This is a genomic window from Sphingobium sp. PNB (genome assembly GCF_019873065.1).
GTDB lineage: Bacteria > Pseudomonadota > Alphaproteobacteria > Sphingomonadales > Sphingomonadaceae > Sphingobium > Sphingobium fuliginis.
This window is the reverse complement of the sequence record NZ_JAINEZ010000098.1, coordinates 1-17,621: the sequence shown is the minus strand read 5'-3', so window position 1 is coordinate 17,621 and position 17,621 is coordinate 1. Positions and strand designations below refer to the sequence as shown.

At 65.2% G+C, this 17,621-nt stretch carries 18 protein-coding genes; 4 read left to right on the top strand and 14 right to left on the bottom strand.

From position 1 onward, the window contains the following. Positions 1-158: 158 nt before the first annotated feature. From ftsH to ptsP, 6 genes are all read right to left on the bottom strand, one after another. Positions 159-2,108, bottom strand: a complete 1,950-nt coding sequence (ftsH, locus tag K7W03_RS23080) for an ATP-dependent zinc metalloprotease FtsH (protein WP_025549726.1) — start codon at positions 2,106-2,108, stop codon at positions 159-161. A 67-nt stretch (positions 2,109-2,175) separates the two neighbouring features. Further along, complete coding sequence (locus K7W03_RS23075) at positions 2,176-2,367, bottom strand: hypothetical protein (protein WP_025549725.1); 192 nt, start codon at positions 2,365-2,367, stop codon at positions 2,176-2,178. Positions 2,368-2,495: 128 nt separating this feature from the next. Further along, on the bottom strand, positions 2,496-3,440 hold the full coding sequence (gene tilS, locus K7W03_RS23070; protein WP_222887425.1) for a tRNA lysidine(34) synthetase TilS: 945 nt from the start codon (positions 3,438-3,440) through the stop codon (positions 2,496-2,498). Positions 3,441-3,447: 7 nt separating this feature from the next. Further along, positions 3,448-4,359, bottom strand: coding sequence for a tetratricopeptide repeat protein (locus tag K7W03_RS23065; protein WP_044660044.1), 912 nt, complete (start codon positions 4,357-4,359; stop codon positions 3,448-3,450). 100 nt (positions 4,360-4,459) lie between these two features. Further along, entirely contained in the window at positions 4,460-5,362 is a 903-nt protein-coding gene (locus K7W03_RS23060) for a helix-turn-helix domain-containing protein (RefSeq protein ID WP_025549723.1), read from the bottom strand. 102 nt (positions 5,363-5,464) lie between these two features. Next, positions 5,465-7,741: a phosphoenolpyruvate--protein phosphotransferase gene (ptsP, locus tag K7W03_RS23055; RefSeq protein ID WP_025549722.1), complete on the bottom strand. Its 2,277-nt coding sequence runs from the start codon at positions 7,739-7,741 to the stop codon at positions 5,465-5,467. Between the two features lie 151 nt (positions 7,742-7,892). Between ptsP and K7W03_RS23050 the strand changes: the two genes are divergently transcribed. Next, a complete protein-coding gene (locus K7W03_RS23050; RefSeq protein ID WP_025549721.1) occupies positions 7,893-9,050 on the top strand; it encodes a pyridoxal phosphate-dependent aminotransferase in 1,158 nt (385 codons plus the stop codon). Positions 9,051-9,174: 124 nt separating this feature from the next. Then, a complete protein-coding gene (locus K7W03_RS23045; RefSeq protein WP_044660047.1) occupies positions 9,175-10,344 on the top strand; it encodes a pyridoxal phosphate-dependent aminotransferase in 1,170 nt (389 codons plus the stop codon). A 269-nt stretch (positions 10,345-10,613) separates the two neighbouring features. Here K7W03_RS23045 and K7W03_RS23040 read toward each other — a convergent pair whose 3' ends face one another. The 5 genes from K7W03_RS23040 to K7W03_RS23020 are packed head-to-tail and all read right to left on the bottom strand — an operon-like array spanning position 10,614 to position 13,254. Continuing rightward, positions 10,614-11,081 (bottom strand): SRPBCC domain-containing protein, encoded by a 468-nt coding sequence (locus tag K7W03_RS23040; protein ID WP_044660048.1) that lies wholly within the window; start codon positions 11,079-11,081, stop codon positions 10,614-10,616. Further along, the gene (locus K7W03_RS23035; RefSeq protein WP_222887424.1) at positions 11,078-11,569 is read right to left on the bottom strand and encodes a VOC family protein; all 492 of its coding nucleotides are present in this window, start codon (positions 11,567-11,569) and stop codon (positions 11,078-11,080) included. The genes K7W03_RS23040 and K7W03_RS23035 overlap by 4 nt, the downstream gene beginning before the upstream one ends. A gap of 11 nt (positions 11,570-11,580) precedes the next feature. Then, entirely contained in the window at positions 11,581-12,384 is an 804-nt protein-coding gene (locus K7W03_RS23030) for a VOC family protein (RefSeq protein WP_222887423.1), read from the bottom strand. A 38-nt stretch (positions 12,385-12,422) separates the two neighbouring features. Beyond that, positions 12,423-12,785 (bottom strand): DUF1428 domain-containing protein, encoded by a 363-nt coding sequence (locus K7W03_RS23025; protein WP_025552097.1) that lies wholly within the window; start codon positions 12,783-12,785, stop codon positions 12,423-12,425. 28 nt (positions 12,786-12,813) lie between these two features. Beyond that, positions 12,814-13,254 (bottom strand): VOC family protein, encoded by a 441-nt coding sequence (locus K7W03_RS23020; RefSeq protein WP_025552095.1) that lies wholly within the window; start codon positions 13,252-13,254, stop codon positions 12,814-12,816. Positions 13,255-13,379: 125 nt separating this feature from the next. Between K7W03_RS23020 and K7W03_RS23015 the strand changes: the two genes are divergently transcribed. Then, complete coding sequence (locus tag K7W03_RS23015) at positions 13,380-14,051, top strand: winged helix-turn-helix transcriptional regulator (protein ID WP_319024340.1); 672 nt, start codon at positions 13,380-13,382, stop codon at positions 14,049-14,051. 48 nt (positions 14,052-14,099) lie between these two features. Here K7W03_RS23015 and K7W03_RS23010 read toward each other — a convergent pair whose 3' ends face one another. Beyond that, complete coding sequence (locus tag K7W03_RS23010; protein WP_222887422.1) at positions 14,100-14,840, bottom strand: SDR family oxidoreductase; 741 nt, start codon at positions 14,838-14,840, stop codon at positions 14,100-14,102. A 99-nt stretch (positions 14,841-14,939) separates the two neighbouring features. Between K7W03_RS23010 and K7W03_RS23005 the strand changes: the two genes are divergently transcribed. After that, positions 14,940-15,374, top strand: a complete 435-nt coding sequence (locus tag K7W03_RS23005) for a winged helix-turn-helix transcriptional regulator (RefSeq protein ID WP_025552091.1) — start codon at positions 14,940-14,942, stop codon at positions 15,372-15,374. 4 nt (positions 15,375-15,378) lie between these two features. On the opposite strand, the gene K7W03_RS23000 is transcribed toward K7W03_RS23005, so the two are convergent. Both K7W03_RS23000 and K7W03_RS22995 read right to left on the bottom strand, forming a co-directional pair. After that, a complete protein-coding gene (locus K7W03_RS23000; protein ID WP_222887421.1) occupies positions 15,379-16,218 on the bottom strand; it encodes a hypothetical protein in 840 nt (279 codons plus the stop codon). Positions 16,219-16,470: 252 nt separating this feature from the next. Further along, complete coding sequence (locus K7W03_RS22995; RefSeq protein ID WP_025552087.1) at positions 16,471-17,481, bottom strand: NAD(P)H-dependent flavin oxidoreductase; 1,011 nt, start codon at positions 17,479-17,481, stop codon at positions 16,471-16,473. Positions 17,482-17,621 lie beyond the last annotated feature (140 nt).

Here is a 17,621-nt window from a genome sequence, read left to right as displayed (position 1 = left end):
GGTTGCAAAACGACGCAGATGTCGCGCCAGCCCACCCCTAACCCCTCCCGCCTGCGGGAGGGGGAATGTATTGGCCTGGCCAAAAGCCACCCCGCCCCGCAACCCATGAAAAAAGGCGCCACCTTCCGGCAGCGCCCTTTCTCAATCCATAAACCCGGTCAGGCGCCCGCAGGCGACGGATCACCGAATGGCCCCTTGCGCCGGCGCGTCTTCGGGATCGAAGACCCGGCCGCCGGGATCGCGGACGGCTTGATCGTCGTGCCGTCGTCACGGGTGATCTCGCCCTTGTCGAGCAGCGTCTTGATCTCCTCGCCGCTCAGCGTCTCATATTCGAGCATCGCATTGGCGAGCAGGTGAAGCTGGTCCTCATGACCCTTCAGGATTTCCTGCGCCCGCGCGTAGCCCTGCTCGACCAGTCCGCGGATTTCCTTGTCGATCAGCTTGGCCGTCTCGTCCGACATATGGACGCGCTGGCTTTGCGAATAACCGAGGAATGTCTCGCCCTGCTGCTCTTCATATTGCAGGGGGCCGAGCTTGTCGGACATGCCCCATTGCGTAACCATGTCGCGCGCGAGCTTGGTGGCATATTGAATGTCGCCCGAAGCGCCCGACGACACCTTGTCATAGCCGAAGATGATCTCCTCGGCCACGCGGCCGCCCATGGCGACGGCCATGTTCGCGTGCATCTTGTCGCGGTGATAGCTGTAGCTGTCCCGCTCCGGCAGGCGCATCACCATACCCAACGCGCGGCCTCGCGGAATGATCGTCGCCTTGTGAATGGGGTCCGAGGCCGGTTCATGGACAGCGACGATGGCATGGCCCGCCTCATGATAGGCGGTCATCTTCTTCTCATCGTCGGTCATGACCATGGAGCGGCGCTCGCTGCCCATCATGACCTTGTCCTTGGCCGCCTCGAACTCGTCCATGGCGACCAGACGCTTGCCGCGGCGGGCAGCCATCAAGGCGGCTTCGTTGACGAGGTTCGCCAGATCGGCGCCGGAGAAGCCCGGCGTGCCCCGCGCGATCGTGCGCGGATTGACGTCCGGCGCCAGCGGCACCTTCTTCATGTGCACGGCCAGAATCTTCTCGCGCCCCTCGATGTCGGGACGCGGCACCACGACCTGCCGGTCAAAACGGCCCGGACGCAGCAGCGCGGGGTCCAGCACGTCGGGACGGTTGGTCGCCGCGACGATGATGATGCCCTCATTCGCCTCGAAGCCGTCCATCTCCACCAGAAGCTGGTTCAGCGTCTGCTCGCGCTCGTCATTGCCGTTGCCGAGGCCCGCGCCGCGATGACGGCCGACCGCATCGATTTCGTCGATGAAGACGATGCAGGGCGCATTCTTCTTCGCCTGCTCGAACATGTCGCGGACGCGACTCGCGCCCACGCCGACGAACATCTCGACGAAATCCGAACCCGAAATGGTGAAGAAAGGCACGCCCGCCTCACCCGCGATCGCGCGAGCGAGCAGCGTCTTGCCCGTACCCGGCGAGCCGACCAGCAAGGCGCCCTTGGGAATCTTGCCGCCCAGCCGCGCGAACTTGCTCGGATCCTTCAGGAACTCCACGATTTCCTGCAATTCCTCACGCGCTTCGTCGATGCCGGCCACGTCATCGAACGTCACCTTGCCATGCTTTTCGGTCAGCAGCTTGGCCTTCGACTTGCCGAAGCCCATGGCCCCGCCCGCGCCGCCGCCCTTCTGCATCTGGCGCAGCACGAAGAAGGCGATGCCCAGGATCAGCAGGAACGGCAACGACTGGTAGATCAGGATCATCCAGAAGCTCGGCTGCTCCTCCGCCTGGCCGGAATATTTGACATTATAGTCGTCCAGCAGGCCGGTCAGGCCGGGGTCGTTCACCGGCACAGTGCTGAATTTCTGCCCGCTGCTCAGCGTGCCGGAAATCCGGTCGGTGGCGATGGCGACATCCTTGACCTGGCCTTCCTGCACCTTGGCGCGGAATTCGGAATAGGCGATGCCGGTCCCGGCGGTCGACGCCGTGCGGCTGTCGAACATGGAGACGAACAGCAGCAGGGCGACAATCACCCCCGCCCATATCATCGCGCTCTTGATCCAGGGATTACCCTGCGGGTCCTTCTCGTCGTTCATTCACCACTCTCTTTCACCCGGCAAGATAGGATGCCGCAGCAAAATCGCAAGCGCGCGCCTGCTAAGGTCAGCCGCCGATAAATTGCGACAGGGCGATATAGGCCAGGATTACCGCGACCCCCGCCGACAGACCGCAAAGCATATAGCCGGTATAGAGCAGCATCGGCGGATGGGGTCGCTCCATCCGGTGATTACGCTGCGCCGCCGAAAGAATGACGCTGGCCAGCAGGCCATAGGTCACCGCCGCAAATTCAAACATGAATCGAAAATTCCCACGCTCAACTGGCCTCATTAACCAACATAGGCGTTAAGGAAAGGTCATTGCGCCCGATCAAATCGACGGATTGTTCGACGGATGCGCCAAGCCGTGGAACCTTTCCGTAACGATCATTGCCAGCGTCGCTGGGGCGCCAGCGTGAGCGTCCAGCAGGCCCCGCCCTTCAGGACGAGGCGACCGATGCTCATCTTCTCGCCCCGGCGCGCCGCCGCGACCAGCCTGTCCACCGCTTCCCCGCGTGGCGGGGCGGCATCCGGCTGCAATCGCGCGATCATCCGGAGAATCAGGCGGCGCAGCAATTCGCGGGGCAGGTCGGTCCGGTCCAGCGCCAGCCCGCCTCCACCCGGGCGCACATGGCGCGCTTCCAGATCGTCGACCGTCCAGTCCAGCGCCTCCTCCGCCTCGGCCAGAGCCGCCGCGCTGCGTCCCGCCGCCGCAGCGTCGATCCAGTCGACACCGGCCAGCGCGATGCGCAGGGCAGCCCGGTCGAAGCGCGAATCGCTGTTCGACGGATCGTCGACATGGGGCAGGCCGCGTTCCAGCGCATAGGCGAGCAAGTCGGCCTTGTGCACGCCCAGCAGCGGCCGCAGCACCACGCCCTGCCGCGCCCGCACGCCGGCCAGCCCGCCCACGCCCGCGCCCCGGTTGAGCCGCATCAGCAGCGTTTCCAACTGGTCGTCCGCATGATGCGCCGTCAGCAGCCAATCCAGCCCCCGCGCTGCCCGCCAGCCTTCCAGCAGCCTGTACCGTTGCGCTCTCGCCCAGCTCTGAACATTGCCGCGAACCGCGCCGGTGGGATGCAGGGTGGTATGCGCGATCCCGGCGCCTGCGCACCAGTCCGCCACCATCGCCGCCTCCGCTGCCGAAGCCTCGCGCAAGCCATGATCGACCGTCGCCGCCTCGACACGCCCCGGAAAGGCGCGCGCGGCGAGGTCGAGCAGCGCCATGCTGTCAGGCCCGCCGGAAACCGCCACGCCGAAACGAGCGCCGTCGGCATCCCCGACCAGCGCCATCATCGCCCGGCTCAGTTCCGCGACGGGATCGCCCTCGGCCATGGGGACTTCAGGCGGTGCACTTGGCCCTGGTCCGGCCCTTGTCCATCATGCCGCGCAGGCCGTTCGACAGGCTGGCGCCGTAGACCTGCTCCAGTTCCGCATAGACCTTGCAGGCGTCGGCGGGCTTCTTGAGCTGGATCAGCGCCTCGCCCAGATAGGCCAGGCTGTCGGCCGCACGGTCGCCCTTGGGCCGCTTCTGGTAATTTTCATAGAAGGCGACCGACGCCAGCGCCGGCTTGCCGTCGTCCAGATAGGCGCGGCCCAGCAGGTTCGCCGCCTTGCTGGCGACGGGACTGGCGCCATATTTATCCACGGTCGCCTTCAGCTGCGCCTGCGCCTCCGGATAGAATTTCGCGTCCCACAGACGGAAGCCATAGGTGTAGGCGTCGTCGGCCTCATTACCCGTCGAGGGCCGCTCGATCGCGGCGACGGCGGTCTTTCGTTCCTCGCTCGCACCATTGGCGGCCGGGCGCGGCGCACCTGGCCGCGCCGATGCGGTGGTGGAGGCCGGAGCTGCCGAGGCGGAGGGGCCGACCGCCGGCGGCACGACCGCGGGCGCGGCACGGCTTTCCTGTTCAGCCTTGTAGCGGTTGAACGCCTCTTCCAACTGCTTCAGCTTGAAGCTGTTTTCCTCCACCTGCCCGGTGATCGAGGCCAGTTGCGATTCCAGCGCATTTACCCGCGCCGTCAGATCGGCCACCGGCGTGGAGGCAGGCGATCCCGGCACCACGGCCGGCGCGGCGGGACGCGTGATCTCCGCCTCCAGCGGCGCGCCGGCCGGGAACACCTTGCGCTGGACCGCGCGCATTTCCTTTTCCAGACGGTCGACCCGAACATCGACGCTGACATTCTGGGCCGCGAGCGGCGGCGCGAGCGCAATGAGCGCCAGTGCAGCCGTCGCGAAAAAAGCGTTACGCATGGATGATCCCCGACTTATATCCGGTGTTAACCATAGGGCGATAATCCGCCCGGTAAAGCGCGACTTTGCGCCAAATTCCGCTGAATCGCCCCTGAACGGATCAGTCGGCCGCAGCGGGCGCAGGTGCGGCGGGCACCGGGGCGGCCGGACCCGTGGGAACCGGGGCCGTGGAGGCCGGAGCCGCCTGCCCCTGACCCTGACCCTGCGCCGCGGCAGGCGCCGCCCGCGCCAGCAGCGCCTCCGCATTGACCGGCACATCGGCAATGGTCCGGTCCGGCGGCCCCAGCGGCGCAATAGGCTTGCCGCCGACCGTCACGGTCAGCGCCTGTGGCCGGCCTGTCAGGATCATCGGATTGCGGGCATTGGCGGGAAGGGTGAAGCTTTCCCCCTTCTTCATCAGCCCGTCCTTCAGCCTCTCTCCCGCCTCGTCATAAATGCGCAGCCAGACATCGTCATTGGCGGTGAACAGCACGGTCTGCACCACCGGCGGCGCCGGGCGAGCGCCTGCTGCCGGCTTCGCGGTCGCGGGTGCGGGGGCACTTTGCTGCGCGGCGATCTCCTCGCCTGTCGGCGGCGTCATCACCTGCGTGCGCCAGACGGCGAAGCCGGCGACCAGGATCACGACGATGGCCGCCGCCGTCCAGGCCAGGGCCCGCGAGGGAACCCGCGCCGGATCGGCCGGCTCGAACGCCTCATAGCGGTTGCTGCCAAGGTCGGAATTATGCACCGCGTTGCGCACGTCGGCGGCGATCGCCACCTCGTCCACATCGATGGCGCGGGCATAGGCGCGGGCAAAGCCCACCGCATAGGGAATGCCGGGCAGGGCGGCATAATCGTCGCGCTCTATCGCCTCCAACTGCCGCTGGGCGATGCGCGTCCGCGTGGCGACATCCTGTATCGACAGTCCTTGCGCCTCCCGCGCGGCGCGCAGGCGCGCCCCCGGAGTATTGGGCTGCCGTTCCGGCGCCGCGACGCCGGGTTCCAGTTCAGGTTCTTCTGCCATGCTGCTCCGCGACTTTTGAAGGCTGGCCTTGTCTCATTGCGGGACGGGGATTGTCAACGCCGCGCCGCCCCGGAAAGGCGGGATGCATCGCCGCGATCCCCATTAATTCAATTCAATAGCATGTTCGCCGGCCCAGTCGACCAGCGCCGAACGAATATCCGTCACGCCCTTGTCCAGCAGATCGCGCATGAACCGGCGCAGTTCCGCAGCATCGATGGTCCGGATCATCGCCTTCACCGGGCCGACCGATGCCGGGGTGATCGACAGGCGCCGCACGCCAAGGCCGATCAGCGCCATCGCCTCCAGCGTGCGCCCGCCCATTTCGCCGCAGACGCCGACCGGCACCTCATAGGTTTCACAGGCGCGCACCACGCGGTCCAGGAAACGCAATATCGCGATGCTCAGCCAGTCGTAGCGCTCCGCCAGGCGCGGATGCGCACGGTCGGCGGCGAACAGGAACTGCGTCAGGTCGTTGGTGCCGATGGAGAGGAAATCGAGCCTGGGCAGCAGGAGGTCCAGCACCTCCGCCAGCGCGGGCACCTCCAGCATCGCGCCATAGCGCACCGCGACCGGCAGCTTCTTCTTCTGCGCCACCAGCCATTCGCGCTGATGTTCGACGAGCGCCTTCGCCTGCTCATATTCCCAGGGCTCCGACACCATCGGGAACATGACGTGCAGCACCTTGCCCGCCGCCGCCTCCAGTAGCGCGCGGGCCTGCGCCTTCATCAGGCCGTCGCGGTCCAGCGCCAGCCGCAAGGCGCGCCAGCCCATGGCCGGATTGTCCTCCAGCTCCTCCTCATCGTCGCGGGACATGTAGGGCAACGCCTTGTCGCCGCCGATGTCGACAGTGCGGAAGATCACCGGCCGGTCGCCCGCGGCATCGAGGACGTCTCGATAAAGCCGCTGCTGCTTTTCCCGCTGCGGCAAAGTGGCGGAGACGAGGAACTGGAATTCGGTGCGGAAGAGCCCGATGCCGTCCGCCCCCACGATGTCCAGCGCCTGCGCATCCTCACGCAGCCCGGCATTGACCATCAGTTCGATCCGCTGGCCGTCGACGGTGACGGAGGGCAGGTCGCGCATCGCCGCGAATTCGGCCCGGCGCTTCTGCGTCACATGCAGCTTGTTCTCGAACGCCTCGTCCATGTCGGGCGTCGGGCGGATCAGCAGGGCATTGGCGCCCACATCCATCAGGATCAGGTCGCCCTCGTTCACCTGATGGCGGATGTCGCGCACGCGGCCCAGCACCGGCACGCCCATGGCCCGGGCCACGATGGTGACATGGGCGGTCAGCGACCCTTCCTCCAGGATCACGCCCTTCAGGCGCCGCCGGTCATATTCCAGCAGCTCCGCCGGTCCCAGGTTGCGCGCGATCAATATGGCGTCCTGCCGCAATCCCAGTTGCGCCGCCGTTCCCAACTGCCCCGACACGATGCGCAGCAGCCGGTTCGCCATATCCTCCAGATCGTGCATCCGGTCCTGAAGCAGCGGGTCGTCGATCTGGCGCATGCGCATCCGGGTGCGCTGCTGCACGCGCTCGATGGCGGCCTCGGCGGTCAGGCCACTGTCGATCGCCTCGTTGATCCGCCTGATCCAACCCTCGTCATAGGCGAACATCTTGTAGGTTTCGAGCACCTCCTGATGCTCGCCCTCCGTGCCGAACTCGGCCGTGCCGGTCATCCGGTCGATCTGCTCGCGCATCTTGGTGAAGGCGGAAATCACGCGCTGCCGCTCGGCCTCCGTATCCTCGGCGACGGTATGTTCGATATGCACGCGCGGCTGGTGGAACACCGCATGGCCGCGCGCCATGCCCATGACAAGCTGCAACCCGTGCAGGACCGACGTGCCCGTATCCTGCACGCGCGAGTCCGTCGGGCCATCGTCGGCCAGTTCGGCATTGGCGATCAGTTCGGACAACACCATCGCCACGGTCTGGAGCGCCTCGATCTCCACCTCCTCATAACGGCGCGGCTCGACATGCTGGACGCAGAGCACGCCGATGGCGCGCTCCCGCCGCACGATCGGCACGCCGGCGAAGCTGTGGAACAGTTCCTCCCCCGTTTCCGGGCGATAGCTGTAATCGGGGTGCGAGGCCGCCTCGTCCAGGTTGAGCGTCTCGACATTGGTGGCGATCATGCCGACCAGACCCTCGCCCATCGCCATGCGGGTGACGTGCACGGCCTCCTGCTTCAAGCCCCGCGTCGCGAACAGTTCCAGCAGCCCTTCGCGCACCAGATAGATGGAGCACACCTCGCTCGACAGCGATTCCCCGATAATCTCCACCACCTTGTTCAGCTTCGCCTGCGCGCTGGTGCGCGCGGCCATGACTTCCTGCAGGCGGATGAGGATTTGGCGGGCGGCGGCGGCGGGCGTGCTGGGCATGTGCCAAGCGCTAACAGATCGCGCGTCCGCTTTCCAAGGCGAATATGCGCGGTTCCAGCGGATTTTCCGTCTATGGATATGGCGGAAATGGACGAGGCTTTCGTTTACAGTCTTAAAATCTCGAAAGTCAGCGAGTCAGGGAGACGAGCATATGGCAGAAATCGATACTAAAGCCTTCGAACAGGATCTGATCGACCGCGGCTATTCCCGCCGCCAGATGGGCAAGGTGGCGGCCCTGCTGGGCGCGGGCGCGGCCGCCCTGCGCGTCACCGGCGCCATGGCGCAGCAGGCGGCGAAGCCGGTGGAAGGCGCGGTGCGCATCGGCGCCAATGAATGCTGGACCGGCCCCTTCCCCGTCGCCGCCGAAGCCGCGTTCAAGCTGGTGCAGGAAGGCAATCGCTACGAACCGAATGACGAACATGCGAAGCTGTTCGCCGCCGTCGCCGCCGTGGAGGGCATCCCGGCCGACCGCATCACCGCCTGGCCGGGCTCCAGCGATCCGCTGAGCCGCGTCGCCGTCGCCTATGCATCGCCCACGCGCGGCATCGTCACCGGCAACCCTGCCTATGAGGCGATCTGGCGCACCGGCGACTGGCTGGGCGCGAAGGTGACGAAGGTGCCGCTCACCAAGGATTATGCCCATGACGTGAAGGCGATGCTGGCGGCCGATCCCAATGCGGGCGTCTATTATATCTGCTCGCCCAACAATCCGACCGGCACGATGACCCCGCTGGCCGACATCCAGTGGCTGGCCGACAACAAGCCCAAGGACGCGATCCTGGTCGTCGACGAAGCCTATATCCACTGGTTCGATGGCCCGAACGCCGCGAAGATGGCGGCCAGCCGCGACGACGTGCTGATCCTGCGCACCTTCTCCAAGCTGTTCGGCATGGCGGGCATGCGGCTGGGCCTCACTTTCGCCAGCCCCGCGATCATGGAAAAGATGATGCGCTATGACGGCGGGCAGGTGACGGCGATGCTGCCGATGACCGCCGTCGCCTGCGGGACCGTGTCGGTGGCGCAGGCCGACCTCATCAAGGCCCGCCGCGCGGAAATGGTCGCCAATCGCGAAATGGCCATCGCCCACCTCAGGAAGAAGGGGATCAAGGTCATCCCCGGCAGCCAGGCCAATATGTTCATGGTCGACTGGGGAAAGCCGGCCAAGGCCATGCAGGCTGCGATCCTTGCGGAAAAGGTGCAGATCGGGCGCAACTGGCCGATCTGGCCGAACGTGTCGCGCGTCTCGGTCGGCTCGGCCGATGAGATGAAGGCCTTCTGCGATGCCATCGACAAGGTTTGGAAAGCCTGATCCAGGTTAACGGCTCATAAAATTTCAGGAATCCGGAGGCGGCGCATTGTGGAAATGCGCCGCCTCCTTCGTTTCCCCCGGTGGAATATGCGCAGTTGATGGAACAACTAGGGGAACAGACGACATGACCATGATGTTGGAAAAGGACGCCCGCGAAGACCTGCTCGACCGGGGCTATTCCCGCCGCACGATCGGCAAGATTTCCGCTCTGATGGCGGCCGGGGCGGCTGCCGGCAACCTGTTGATCCAGCCCGCCCTCGCGCAGCAGCAGGCGGCGCGCGGGGTGAAGGGCGCGGTGCGCATCGGCGCCAACGAATGCTGGACCGGCCCGTTCGAACCGGGCGTTCAGGCCGCGGCCAGGGCCGCCGCCGTCGGCAACTGGTACGATCCCGACAATTACAAGGGCGACCTGATCGCCACCATCGCCAAGGTGGAGGGGATTCCGGAATCGCACATCATGCTGTGGCCGGGTTCGGGCGGGCCGCTGGTCAGCACGGTCGCGGCCTTCTGCTCGCCCACCAAGGGCCTCGTCACCGCCGATCCGACCTTCGAATCCGCCTGGCGCACCGCCGATTATCTGAAGGCCCCCATCGCCAAGGCCCCCCAGGCCATCGGCAAGGGGCACGATGTCAAGGCGATGCTGGCCGCCAATCCCAATGCCGGGCTCTATTATATCTGCACGCCCAACAATCCGACCGGCACCATCACGCCGCTGGCCGACATCGAATGGCTGCTGGCGAACAAGCCCAAGGATTCGTTCCTGCTGGTCGACGAAGCCTATATCCACTGGTTCGACGGCCCGAACGCCGCGAAGCTGGTGGCGGGTCGCAAGGACCTGATCGTCATGCGCACCTTCTCCAAGCTGTTCGGCATGGCGGGCGTGCGCCTCGGCCTGACCTTCGCGGACCCCGAAGTGCAGAAGCGCATCAGCCTGTTCGGCCCGACGGCGGGCGGTCTGTCGATCACCGCCATGGCCTGCGGCAATGCGGTCTATCCCGAAGCCGGCCTCATCAAGGCACGCCGCGCGGAAATGATCGCGAACCGCGAGGAAACCATCGCCTGGCTCACCAAGAAGGGCATAGAGGTGCACCCCGGCAGCGAGGCCAATATGTTCATGGTCGACTGGAAGACCAAGCCGGCCAAGGAGATGCAGGCCGCCCTGATCGCCACGCCGGAAAAGGTGCAGATCGGGCGCAACTGGCCGATCTGGCCCACCGTCTCGCGCGTGACAGTGGGTTCGGCCGACGACATGGCGAAGTTCCGCGCCGCCGTGGACAAGGTGTACAAGGCCTGATTTCCTTCCCCCGGGTCGCAGAAAGGGCGTCCGGTATATCCGGGCGCCCTTCTTTCCATCCTGGGGGAAATCCAAGGCATTTTCCTCCCGTGGCCGGGAGGGCGATGTCCGCTCTGCGGCCCGACCTAGAGCCAATCGACATTCAGATGATGACGAGCCGAAAATGGTGTTTTTCCGTGACCCGGAGCGCAGCCTACTCAAAGTAGGTGAGCACCGGAAGCACGGAAAAGCGTCATTTGCAGGCCGTCAGGGCTGAATGTCGATTGGCTCTAAGCCATGCCCGCCGAAGTCTCGCACAGAGCCTTGAACTGCTCGGCCATCTGGTCCCAGCCGGGGTGGAATCCCATCTCCTCATGCTTCGCCATCGCTCCGGCATCCCAATGCCGGGCCGTCGCGGTGAAGCGCGTCCCCTCCCCCTCCACGGCAAAGCTCCAGATCGCCGTCATGAAGGGCGTCTGCGGTATCCAGCCGGAGGCATAGGCGTCGGTCGTCACCACCTTCTCCTGCGGCACCACCTCCAGCACGATGCCTTCCATCGGCCCCGTGTCCTCGCCATTTGGGCCGAACATCCGCACCGCGCTCCGCCCGCCCGGCCGCAGATCCTCCTCGATCACCTCGGCGCGCCAAGGCTTCGGACAGAACCATTGGTCCTTGAGGTCCGTCCATACCTTCCACACGATTTCGCGCGGGGCGGCGATGTGACAGGTCACCGATAGTTCGAATTCCGCCGCGCTCATGCCGGCCTCCCCTCGAACGCCGCCTTCATCCGGGCGGTATCCAGCTTCTGCATGGTCATCATCTCGTTCATCATCCGCTGGATGCCGGGCCGGTCGCCGGTCTTGTAAAGGTCCATGATCTCCTGCGTCACCAGCTGCCAGGACAGGCCATATTTGTCCTTCAGCCAGCCGCACGGGCCCGGCGAGCCGCCATCGGCGGTCAGGGCATTGAAATAACGGTCGATCTCCGCCTGATCCCGACAGGCGACGGACAGCGAGACCGCCTCTGTGAAAGGAAATTTCGGCCCGCCGTTCAGCGCCTGATAGCTTTCCCCGAACAGGGTGAATTCCACCAGCAGCACGTCCCCGCCCTTGAACGGACTGGGGCTGGGATTATCGTCGGGATAGCGGCTGATGAAATCCACCGATCCCCCGAACAGGGATGTGTAGAAGCGCGCGGCCTCCTCCGCCTGCCCGTTATACCACAGGCAGGGTGAAATCTTCGACATGGTTCCTCTCCTTATGCTGTGCCGGATCGCATGCCCACCAGCGCGAACATCGCGCCCTGGGGGTCGGTCGCCTGGATGATCCAGGCCCCGCCCGGCACCTCCATCGGGCCGTTCAGCACGGTTCCGCCGCCGGCCTTCACCTTCTCCGTCGCGATGTCGATGTCCGGCACGACGAAGTAGAAGAGCCAGACCGGCACCGGCACCTCCGGGGGACGGGCCATGATGCCGCCCGTCATGCTCTGGAAATCGGTGCCGCCGGTCTGGGAGACGAGCTGATAGCTGCCCATTTCCCCCATATCCATGGCCTCGCCCTTCGCCCAGCCGAACTGCCCGGTGTAGAAGGCCAGGTCGGCGTCGAAAGCGCCGCTGTAAAGTTCATGCCAGCCGACATGACCGTTCGCCATCGGTGGCGCGGGCTCCATCCCGTCGGGACTGGACCCCTTGAGCAGCATGAACGCCGCCCCGCCCGGATCGCTCATCACCGCGAAGCGCCCGACGCCCGGAATGTCCTCCGGCGCGCGCTTCACGCTGCCGCCCGCCCCAGCCAGCCGCTTCGCATCCGCATCCACATCGGCCGAACCGACATAGCCACCCCACCAGGGCGACATGCCGCGATCCTTCGCTTCGGCCGGAATGGACATGATCCCGCCCATCGGCCCGGCGCTGCCCGACACGACCTGATAGGGATCATCGGTCCGCTCCCCGCCAAAGGGTTGCGCGGTCCAGCCGACGATGTCGCCATAGAAGGCGATCGCCGCCTGCGGATCGCTGGTCATCAGTTCATACCAGAAGAATTTTCCGTTCAGGTCGGTCATTTCCAGCCTCCCTCAAGCCCAGTTTTCGATTCCTGCCCTCAGGCCCTGGCGTCGAGCAGCACCTCGAACCCGCCATAGATCAGCCGCGCACCGGCGAAAGGCATGTCTTCCCCTTCCTTCGGCTCCATCCGCGGATCGTTCATGACCTTCTCCGCCCCTGCATCGCGAGTCGCCTTGTCGGGCCATTCGATCCAGGAAAAGACGACCTCCTCATCCTCCTCCGCGATCACGGCGGTGCGGAAATCGTTGACCTTGCCTAGCTTGACGTCGTTCGCCCAGCATTCCACGACCCGCAGCGCGCCATGTTCGATGAAGATCGGCGCGGCATAGGCCGCCACTTCCCTGTACCGCTCCTTGTTGCCCTTGGGCACGGGGATCACGAAACCGTCCATATAGCTCATCGTTTCTCTCCTTAAGGAAAGGCGGAGTTCAGGCAGCGGCTTCCTTGTTCACCGCCAGCGCCGCTTCCATATCCATCCACGCCACTTCCCAGATATGGCCGTCCAGGTCGGCAAAGCTGCGGCCGTACATGAAGCCATGGTCCTGCCGGGGATTGGGCTCCGCACCGCCCGCCGCCAACGCCTTCTCCGTCGTCCGGTCGACATCGGCGCGGCTCGCCTCGCTAAGGGCAAGCAGCACCTGCGCCGTTTCATGCGCGTCCGGAATGCGACGCGGCGTGAAGCCGGCAAACCGCTCCCGCGTCAGCAGCATCACGTGGATATTGTCGGAAAAGCTCAGCATCTGCGCGCTGTCGTCCGCAAAATCATTGTTCCGGACCGCGCCCACCGCCTCGTAAAAGGCGATCGAGGCAGCCAGATCCTTCACCGGCAGGTTGACGAAAATCATTTTCGGAGCGGGGGCGTTCGGCATCACACATCTCCTTGGGATCATCCTGGCCTGTGACCTTTTCCCGACTCACCGGCTTGAACTTTATGCACTGGTAGATTATATTATACAACCTATAAGTTAGGAAAAATAACTAAGGATTTCCTCTCGTGAAAAAGCGGGCCTATCAGGATGGTTGTGCAACGGCCCATGCGCTGGACCTGATCGGGGATCGCTGGGCCATGCTGATCATGCGGGAATTGATGCTCGGCCCCAAGCGTTTCACCGATTTGCGCGCCAGCCTGCCCGGAATCAGCGCCAATGTGCTGACGCAAAGGCTGGAGGAGCTGGAAGCGGCCAGCATCCTCATCCGCCGCCGCCTGCCCCCGCCCGCCGCCAGCCAGATTTATGAGCTGACGGAATGGGGCCGCGAGTCGGAGATATTGTTCCAGGTGCTGGGACGCTGGGCATCCCGCTCTCCCACGATGCAGCCCGGCATGCCGATGAGCAATGCGTCGGTGATCCTGTCGATGCGCACGATGATCGACCGCGACCGCATAGGCGATCTGGACGCCACCATCGGCCTGCGCTTCGGGGAGGAGGAGTTCCGCCTGACCCTGAAGGATGGCGATTTCACCGCCGTGCGCGGCGAAGCGGGCGGTGCGGACGCGATCTTCTGCGGCGACCAGAATGGGCTGGCCGCCGTGATCTATGGCGGCCTGACGTTCGAGGACGTGGCCGACTCGCTTCAGGTGGAGGGGGACAGGGCCCTTGCGGCACGCTTCGTCCGCCTCTTCCCCTTGCCGCCAAAGGCACCTTCGACGGCCACGCCAGCTTCATGAGGCCCCATAATCCTCCCCATGCCGGGCATGGGGAGGATTCATCTCCGCTCAATGCCCGGCGTTCAAAATCCCGAACACCTGGTCAAACTCCCCGCGCCGCTCCGCTTCGCGCAGGAACTTCACCCGTTCGACGCAGATTTCCTCCAGCGGCGGCTGCTGCGCCAGCAGCCCCATGACCTCCGCTATGAATTCGTCCAACGGCATCATCTGCGGATTTTCCGCATGGCCGGGCATCAGGTCGGTCTGCACTCCCGGCGGCGCCAGTTCGATCACCTCGAGATTGCTGCCCCTGAGCTGATGCCGCATCGACTGCGACCAGCTATGGAGCGCCGCCTTGGTTGCGCTGTAGGTGGGAGTGGCCGCCAGCGGGACGAAGGCCAGACCCGACGTCACCGTCATCAGCGTCGCCGCCTCCAGCCCCAGCAGATGCGGCAGCAAGGCATGGGTCAGGCGGATCGGCCCCAACAGGTTCGTGGCGACGGTGGCCTCCGCTATGGCAAGGTCGATCCGCTCCTCCACAACCATGATCCCGGCATTATGGATCACGACATTGAGCGCGGGGAAGTCCGCGACCAGCTTTCCGGCGAAGGCCGCGATCGCCGCCGCGTCCTCCATGTCGACGGTCAGGGCTGCCATGCCCGGATGCTCCGCCGCCACGGCGTCCAGCGCCGCCTGCCGCCGCCCGGCGATGATGACCTGATTGCCGGCCGCATGGAATTCATGCGCCAGCGCCGCGCCGATGCCGGAACCGCCGCCGGTGATGAGGATGGTGTTGCCGCTCTTACGCATGGTCTTCTCCTTTTGCGATGGTGTGACCGGCAATCTAGAGCTACACTCTCTTTTTGAAAGAAGGCACCGAAAAGTGCCATACGCACCAAGAGGTGAGAAATGGAAAATCCGTTGCAAAAACGTTTTGCCCCCGCTGAAATCGCCGAAGCGGAAGCCTTTATCGACACCAATCCCGAAGCGCCGCTGGACCCTCGGATCGAACGACTCGTCAACGATCTGATCGGCCGGGTCGCGGATAAATGGACGCTGCTGGTCCTCGAACTGCTGGAGGAAAGGGGCACGCTCCGCTTCACCCGCATTGCCGAACAGGTGGAAGGCATCAGCCAGAAGATGCTGACCCAGACATTGCGTCAGATGGAGCGCGACGGCCTCGTCATCCGCACCGTCCATCCCGTGGTGCCGCCGCGCGTCGAATATGCGCTGACGCCGCTCGGCAACAGCCTCAGCGCCGCCTTTTGCGGCGTCTGGGTCTGGGCGGAGCGCAATCTGGAAGCGGTGGAGGAAGCCCGACGCCGTTTCGACACACGCGACTGAGGGATCATTGCGCGGGAATGAAGGTTTCCCGCATGGGCGTCAGCGGGAATGTCGGCACCTCGACCCGTACCGGAGCGCCGGGCACCAGAGCCGATGGCGGCGTCCCCGGCGCACCGGGCGCAAAGCCGGCCGCGATCTCCCTGGGAGGGGTCGGCGGCGGCGGCAGCGGCGTTGGCGACACCACCACGCTCACCGTCCCGCCGAAGCGCGACTGCCATTCGGCCAGCCGCAGCAGATAATCGGCATAGGCGGCGTAGAATTCCTGGAACGGCTTTTCCAATTGGGTGAGCGCTTCGGGCGCATAGGCCAGCAGCTGGTTCGACGGCATGGCCAGTATCTTCGCCCCCACCTCTATGGCCACGGGGCAGAAGCTCTTCGTCACCGGCGGCAGTGCAAAGAAATTATAGACGACGGTGTTGAGCAGTTCCCGCGCCTTCAGCCCGCCCTGACCGTAAGCGACATAATAATTGCGGTCGACCGCCGCGTTCGCTTCGCGCAGGGCCGCCTCATGCACATGCAATATCCGGTTATACTGGATGCGCGCCGGTTCGTTCACGCCATGACAGGAAAGCGCCGCGACGTTCAGCGCCATGCGCACGTGCCACAGCGCCGTATTGGCCGTCACGCCACGATTGGGCGTCAGATATTTGCCGTCCTCGCCCACTTCCGGAATGCCCATTTCCTCGACCGCCCCCATCGGCGGCAGGGGCTTTATCGTGGGCACCACCGGGGGTGGCGGCGTGGGCGGCGCCTTCTTCTCGGGCGTGGAACAGCCTGCGATCAGCGCGAGCGCGGCGACAGATGCAAACTCACAGAAACGGCGAACAACGGTACGCGGCGGCACCCTGGCATCCCTTTGATCATTATCCGGACGTCACAACTCATCGCAGAGCGAAGCGTTCCTGACGACCAAAGCGGGCTCGGCTCGTCCGGGGAGGGATTCGGTTCGTCCCATTTGCCCCACGGCGCGCACCTGCGAAGGGAATGCGGTATGCCCCCAGCCGCCGCGTCAAAATCGGACGCCGGTCGCGCGCTCCAAGTTTTTGTTGCGTATCCTTTGAAGCAGAAAACCGGTCCCGCTTTTCTGCACGATGCCCTAGATGCGCCGTTCCAGCGCCGCCGCCGCTTCGTCCATCAATTGCGCGATGATGTCGGCCACCGGCTCCTCCTTCGACACCATGCCCACCGACTGCCCGGCCATCAGCGAACCGCCCTCGACATCGCCGTCGATCACGGCGCGGCGAAGCGCACCCGCCCAATAATGTTCGATCTGGAGCTGCGCCTCGCCCATGTCGACCGCGCCGCTGTCGAGCAGATTGGCGACCTCCCGCTGCTTGGCCGTAAAGGCCTCGGTTCCCGCATTTTTCAGCGCCCGCACGGGGATGACCGGCAGGCGTGGGTCGATCTGCACGCTGGCGATCGCATCGCGGGCCGATGCGCGGAAAAAGGCCTTCTTGAAGTTCGGATGGGCGATGCTCTCGACCGCGCAGGCAAAGCGGGTGCCCAGCTGCACGCCCGCCGCGCCCATTTCCAGATAGCCGGCGATCAGTTCGCCACGCCCGATGCCGCCGGCGACGAATACGGGAAGCTGCGACGCCATTTCCGGCAGGATTTCCTGCGCCAGCACGCTGGTCGACACCGGGCCGATATGCCCGCCCGCCTCCATGCCCTCGATCACCAGCGCATCCACGCCGGAACGCGCCAGCTTCTTGGCCAGCGCCAGCGCGGGAGCGAAGCAGATCAGCTTCGCGCCCTTCTCCTTGATCGCCTCGATACTGCCCTTGGGCGGCAGGCCGCCGGCGAGGACGACATGGCCGACCTCATGTTTCGCGCAAACCTCGATCAGCTCGAAAAGCTGCGGGTGCATGGTGATGAGGTTGACGCCGAAGGGCTTGCCCGTCAGCGCCTTGGTCGCCGCGATCTCCCTGTCGAGCAGCTCGGGAGTCATGGCCCCGCAGGCGATCACGCCGAAGCCGCCCGCATTGGAGATGGCCGCAACCAGATTGCGCTCCGACACCCAGCTCATCGCCCCGCACAGGATCGCAACCTCGCAGCCCAGAAATTCAGTGCCGCGGGCCATCAGGGAAGCGAGTTTGGCATTGGTCATGTTCAAGCCCTTAGAATCATAAAGCCCCTCCCCTTCAGGGGAGGGGTTGGGGTGGGGGTTCTCCCCACGCGCTATTTTGTGGGGCAGTCCCCCACCCCCGGCCCCTCCCCTGAAGAGGAGGGAAGGAAAGGTCAAGCGAC

Coding starts and splice junctions, on each gene's coding strand:
- ftsH (WP_025549726.1), bottom strand. CDS start 2,108: ATGAACGACGAGAAGGACCCGCAGGGTAATCCCTGGATCAAGAGCGCG.
- K7W03_RS23075 (WP_025549725.1), bottom strand. CDS start 2,367: ATGTTTGAATTTGCGGCGGTGACCTATGGCCTGCTGGCCAGCGTCATT.
- tilS (WP_222887425.1), bottom strand. CDS start 3,440: ATGGCCGAGGGCGATCCCGTCGCGGAACTGAGCCGGGCGATGATGGCG.
- K7W03_RS23065 (WP_044660044.1), bottom strand. CDS start 4,359: ATGCGTAACGCTTTTTTCGCGACGGCTGCACTGGCGCTCATTGCGCTC.
- K7W03_RS23060 (WP_025549723.1), bottom strand. CDS start 5,362: ATGGCAGAAGAACCTGAACTGGAACCCGGCGTCGCGGCGCCGGAACGG.
- ptsP (WP_025549722.1), bottom strand. CDS start 7,741: ATGCCCAGCACGCCCGCCGCCGCCGCCCGCCAAATCCTCATCCGCCTG.
- K7W03_RS23050 (WP_025549721.1), top strand. CDS start 7,893: ATGGCAGAAATCGATACTAAAGCCTTCGAACAGGATCTGATCGACCGC.
- K7W03_RS23045 (WP_044660047.1), top strand. CDS start 9,175: ATGACCATGATGTTGGAAAAGGACGCCCGCGAAGACCTGCTCGACCGG.
- K7W03_RS23040 (WP_044660048.1), bottom strand. CDS start 11,081: ATGAGCGCGGCGGAATTCGAACTATCGGTGACCTGTCACATCGCCGCC.
- K7W03_RS23035 (WP_222887424.1), bottom strand. CDS start 11,569: ATGTCGAAGATTTCACCCTGCCTGTGGTATAACGGGCAGGCGGAGGAG.
- K7W03_RS23030 (WP_222887423.1), bottom strand. CDS start 12,384: ATGACCGACCTGAACGGAAAATTCTTCTGGTATGAACTGATGACCAGC.
- K7W03_RS23025 (WP_025552097.1), bottom strand. CDS start 12,785: ATGAGCTATATGGACGGTTTCGTGATCCCCGTGCCCAAGGGCAACAAG.
- K7W03_RS23020 (WP_025552095.1), bottom strand. CDS start 13,254: ATGCCGAACGCCCCCGCTCCGAAAATGATTTTCGTCAACCTGCCGGTG.
- K7W03_RS23010 (WP_222887422.1), bottom strand. CDS start 14,840: ATGCGTAAGAGCGGCAACACCATCCTCATCACCGGCGGCGGTTCCGGC.
- K7W03_RS23005 (WP_025552091.1), top strand. CDS start 14,940: ATGGAAAATCCGTTGCAAAAACGTTTTGCCCCCGCTGAAATCGCCGAA.
- K7W03_RS22995 (WP_025552087.1), bottom strand. CDS start 17,481: ATGACCAATGCCAAACTCGCTTCCCTGATGGCCCGCGGCACTGAATTT.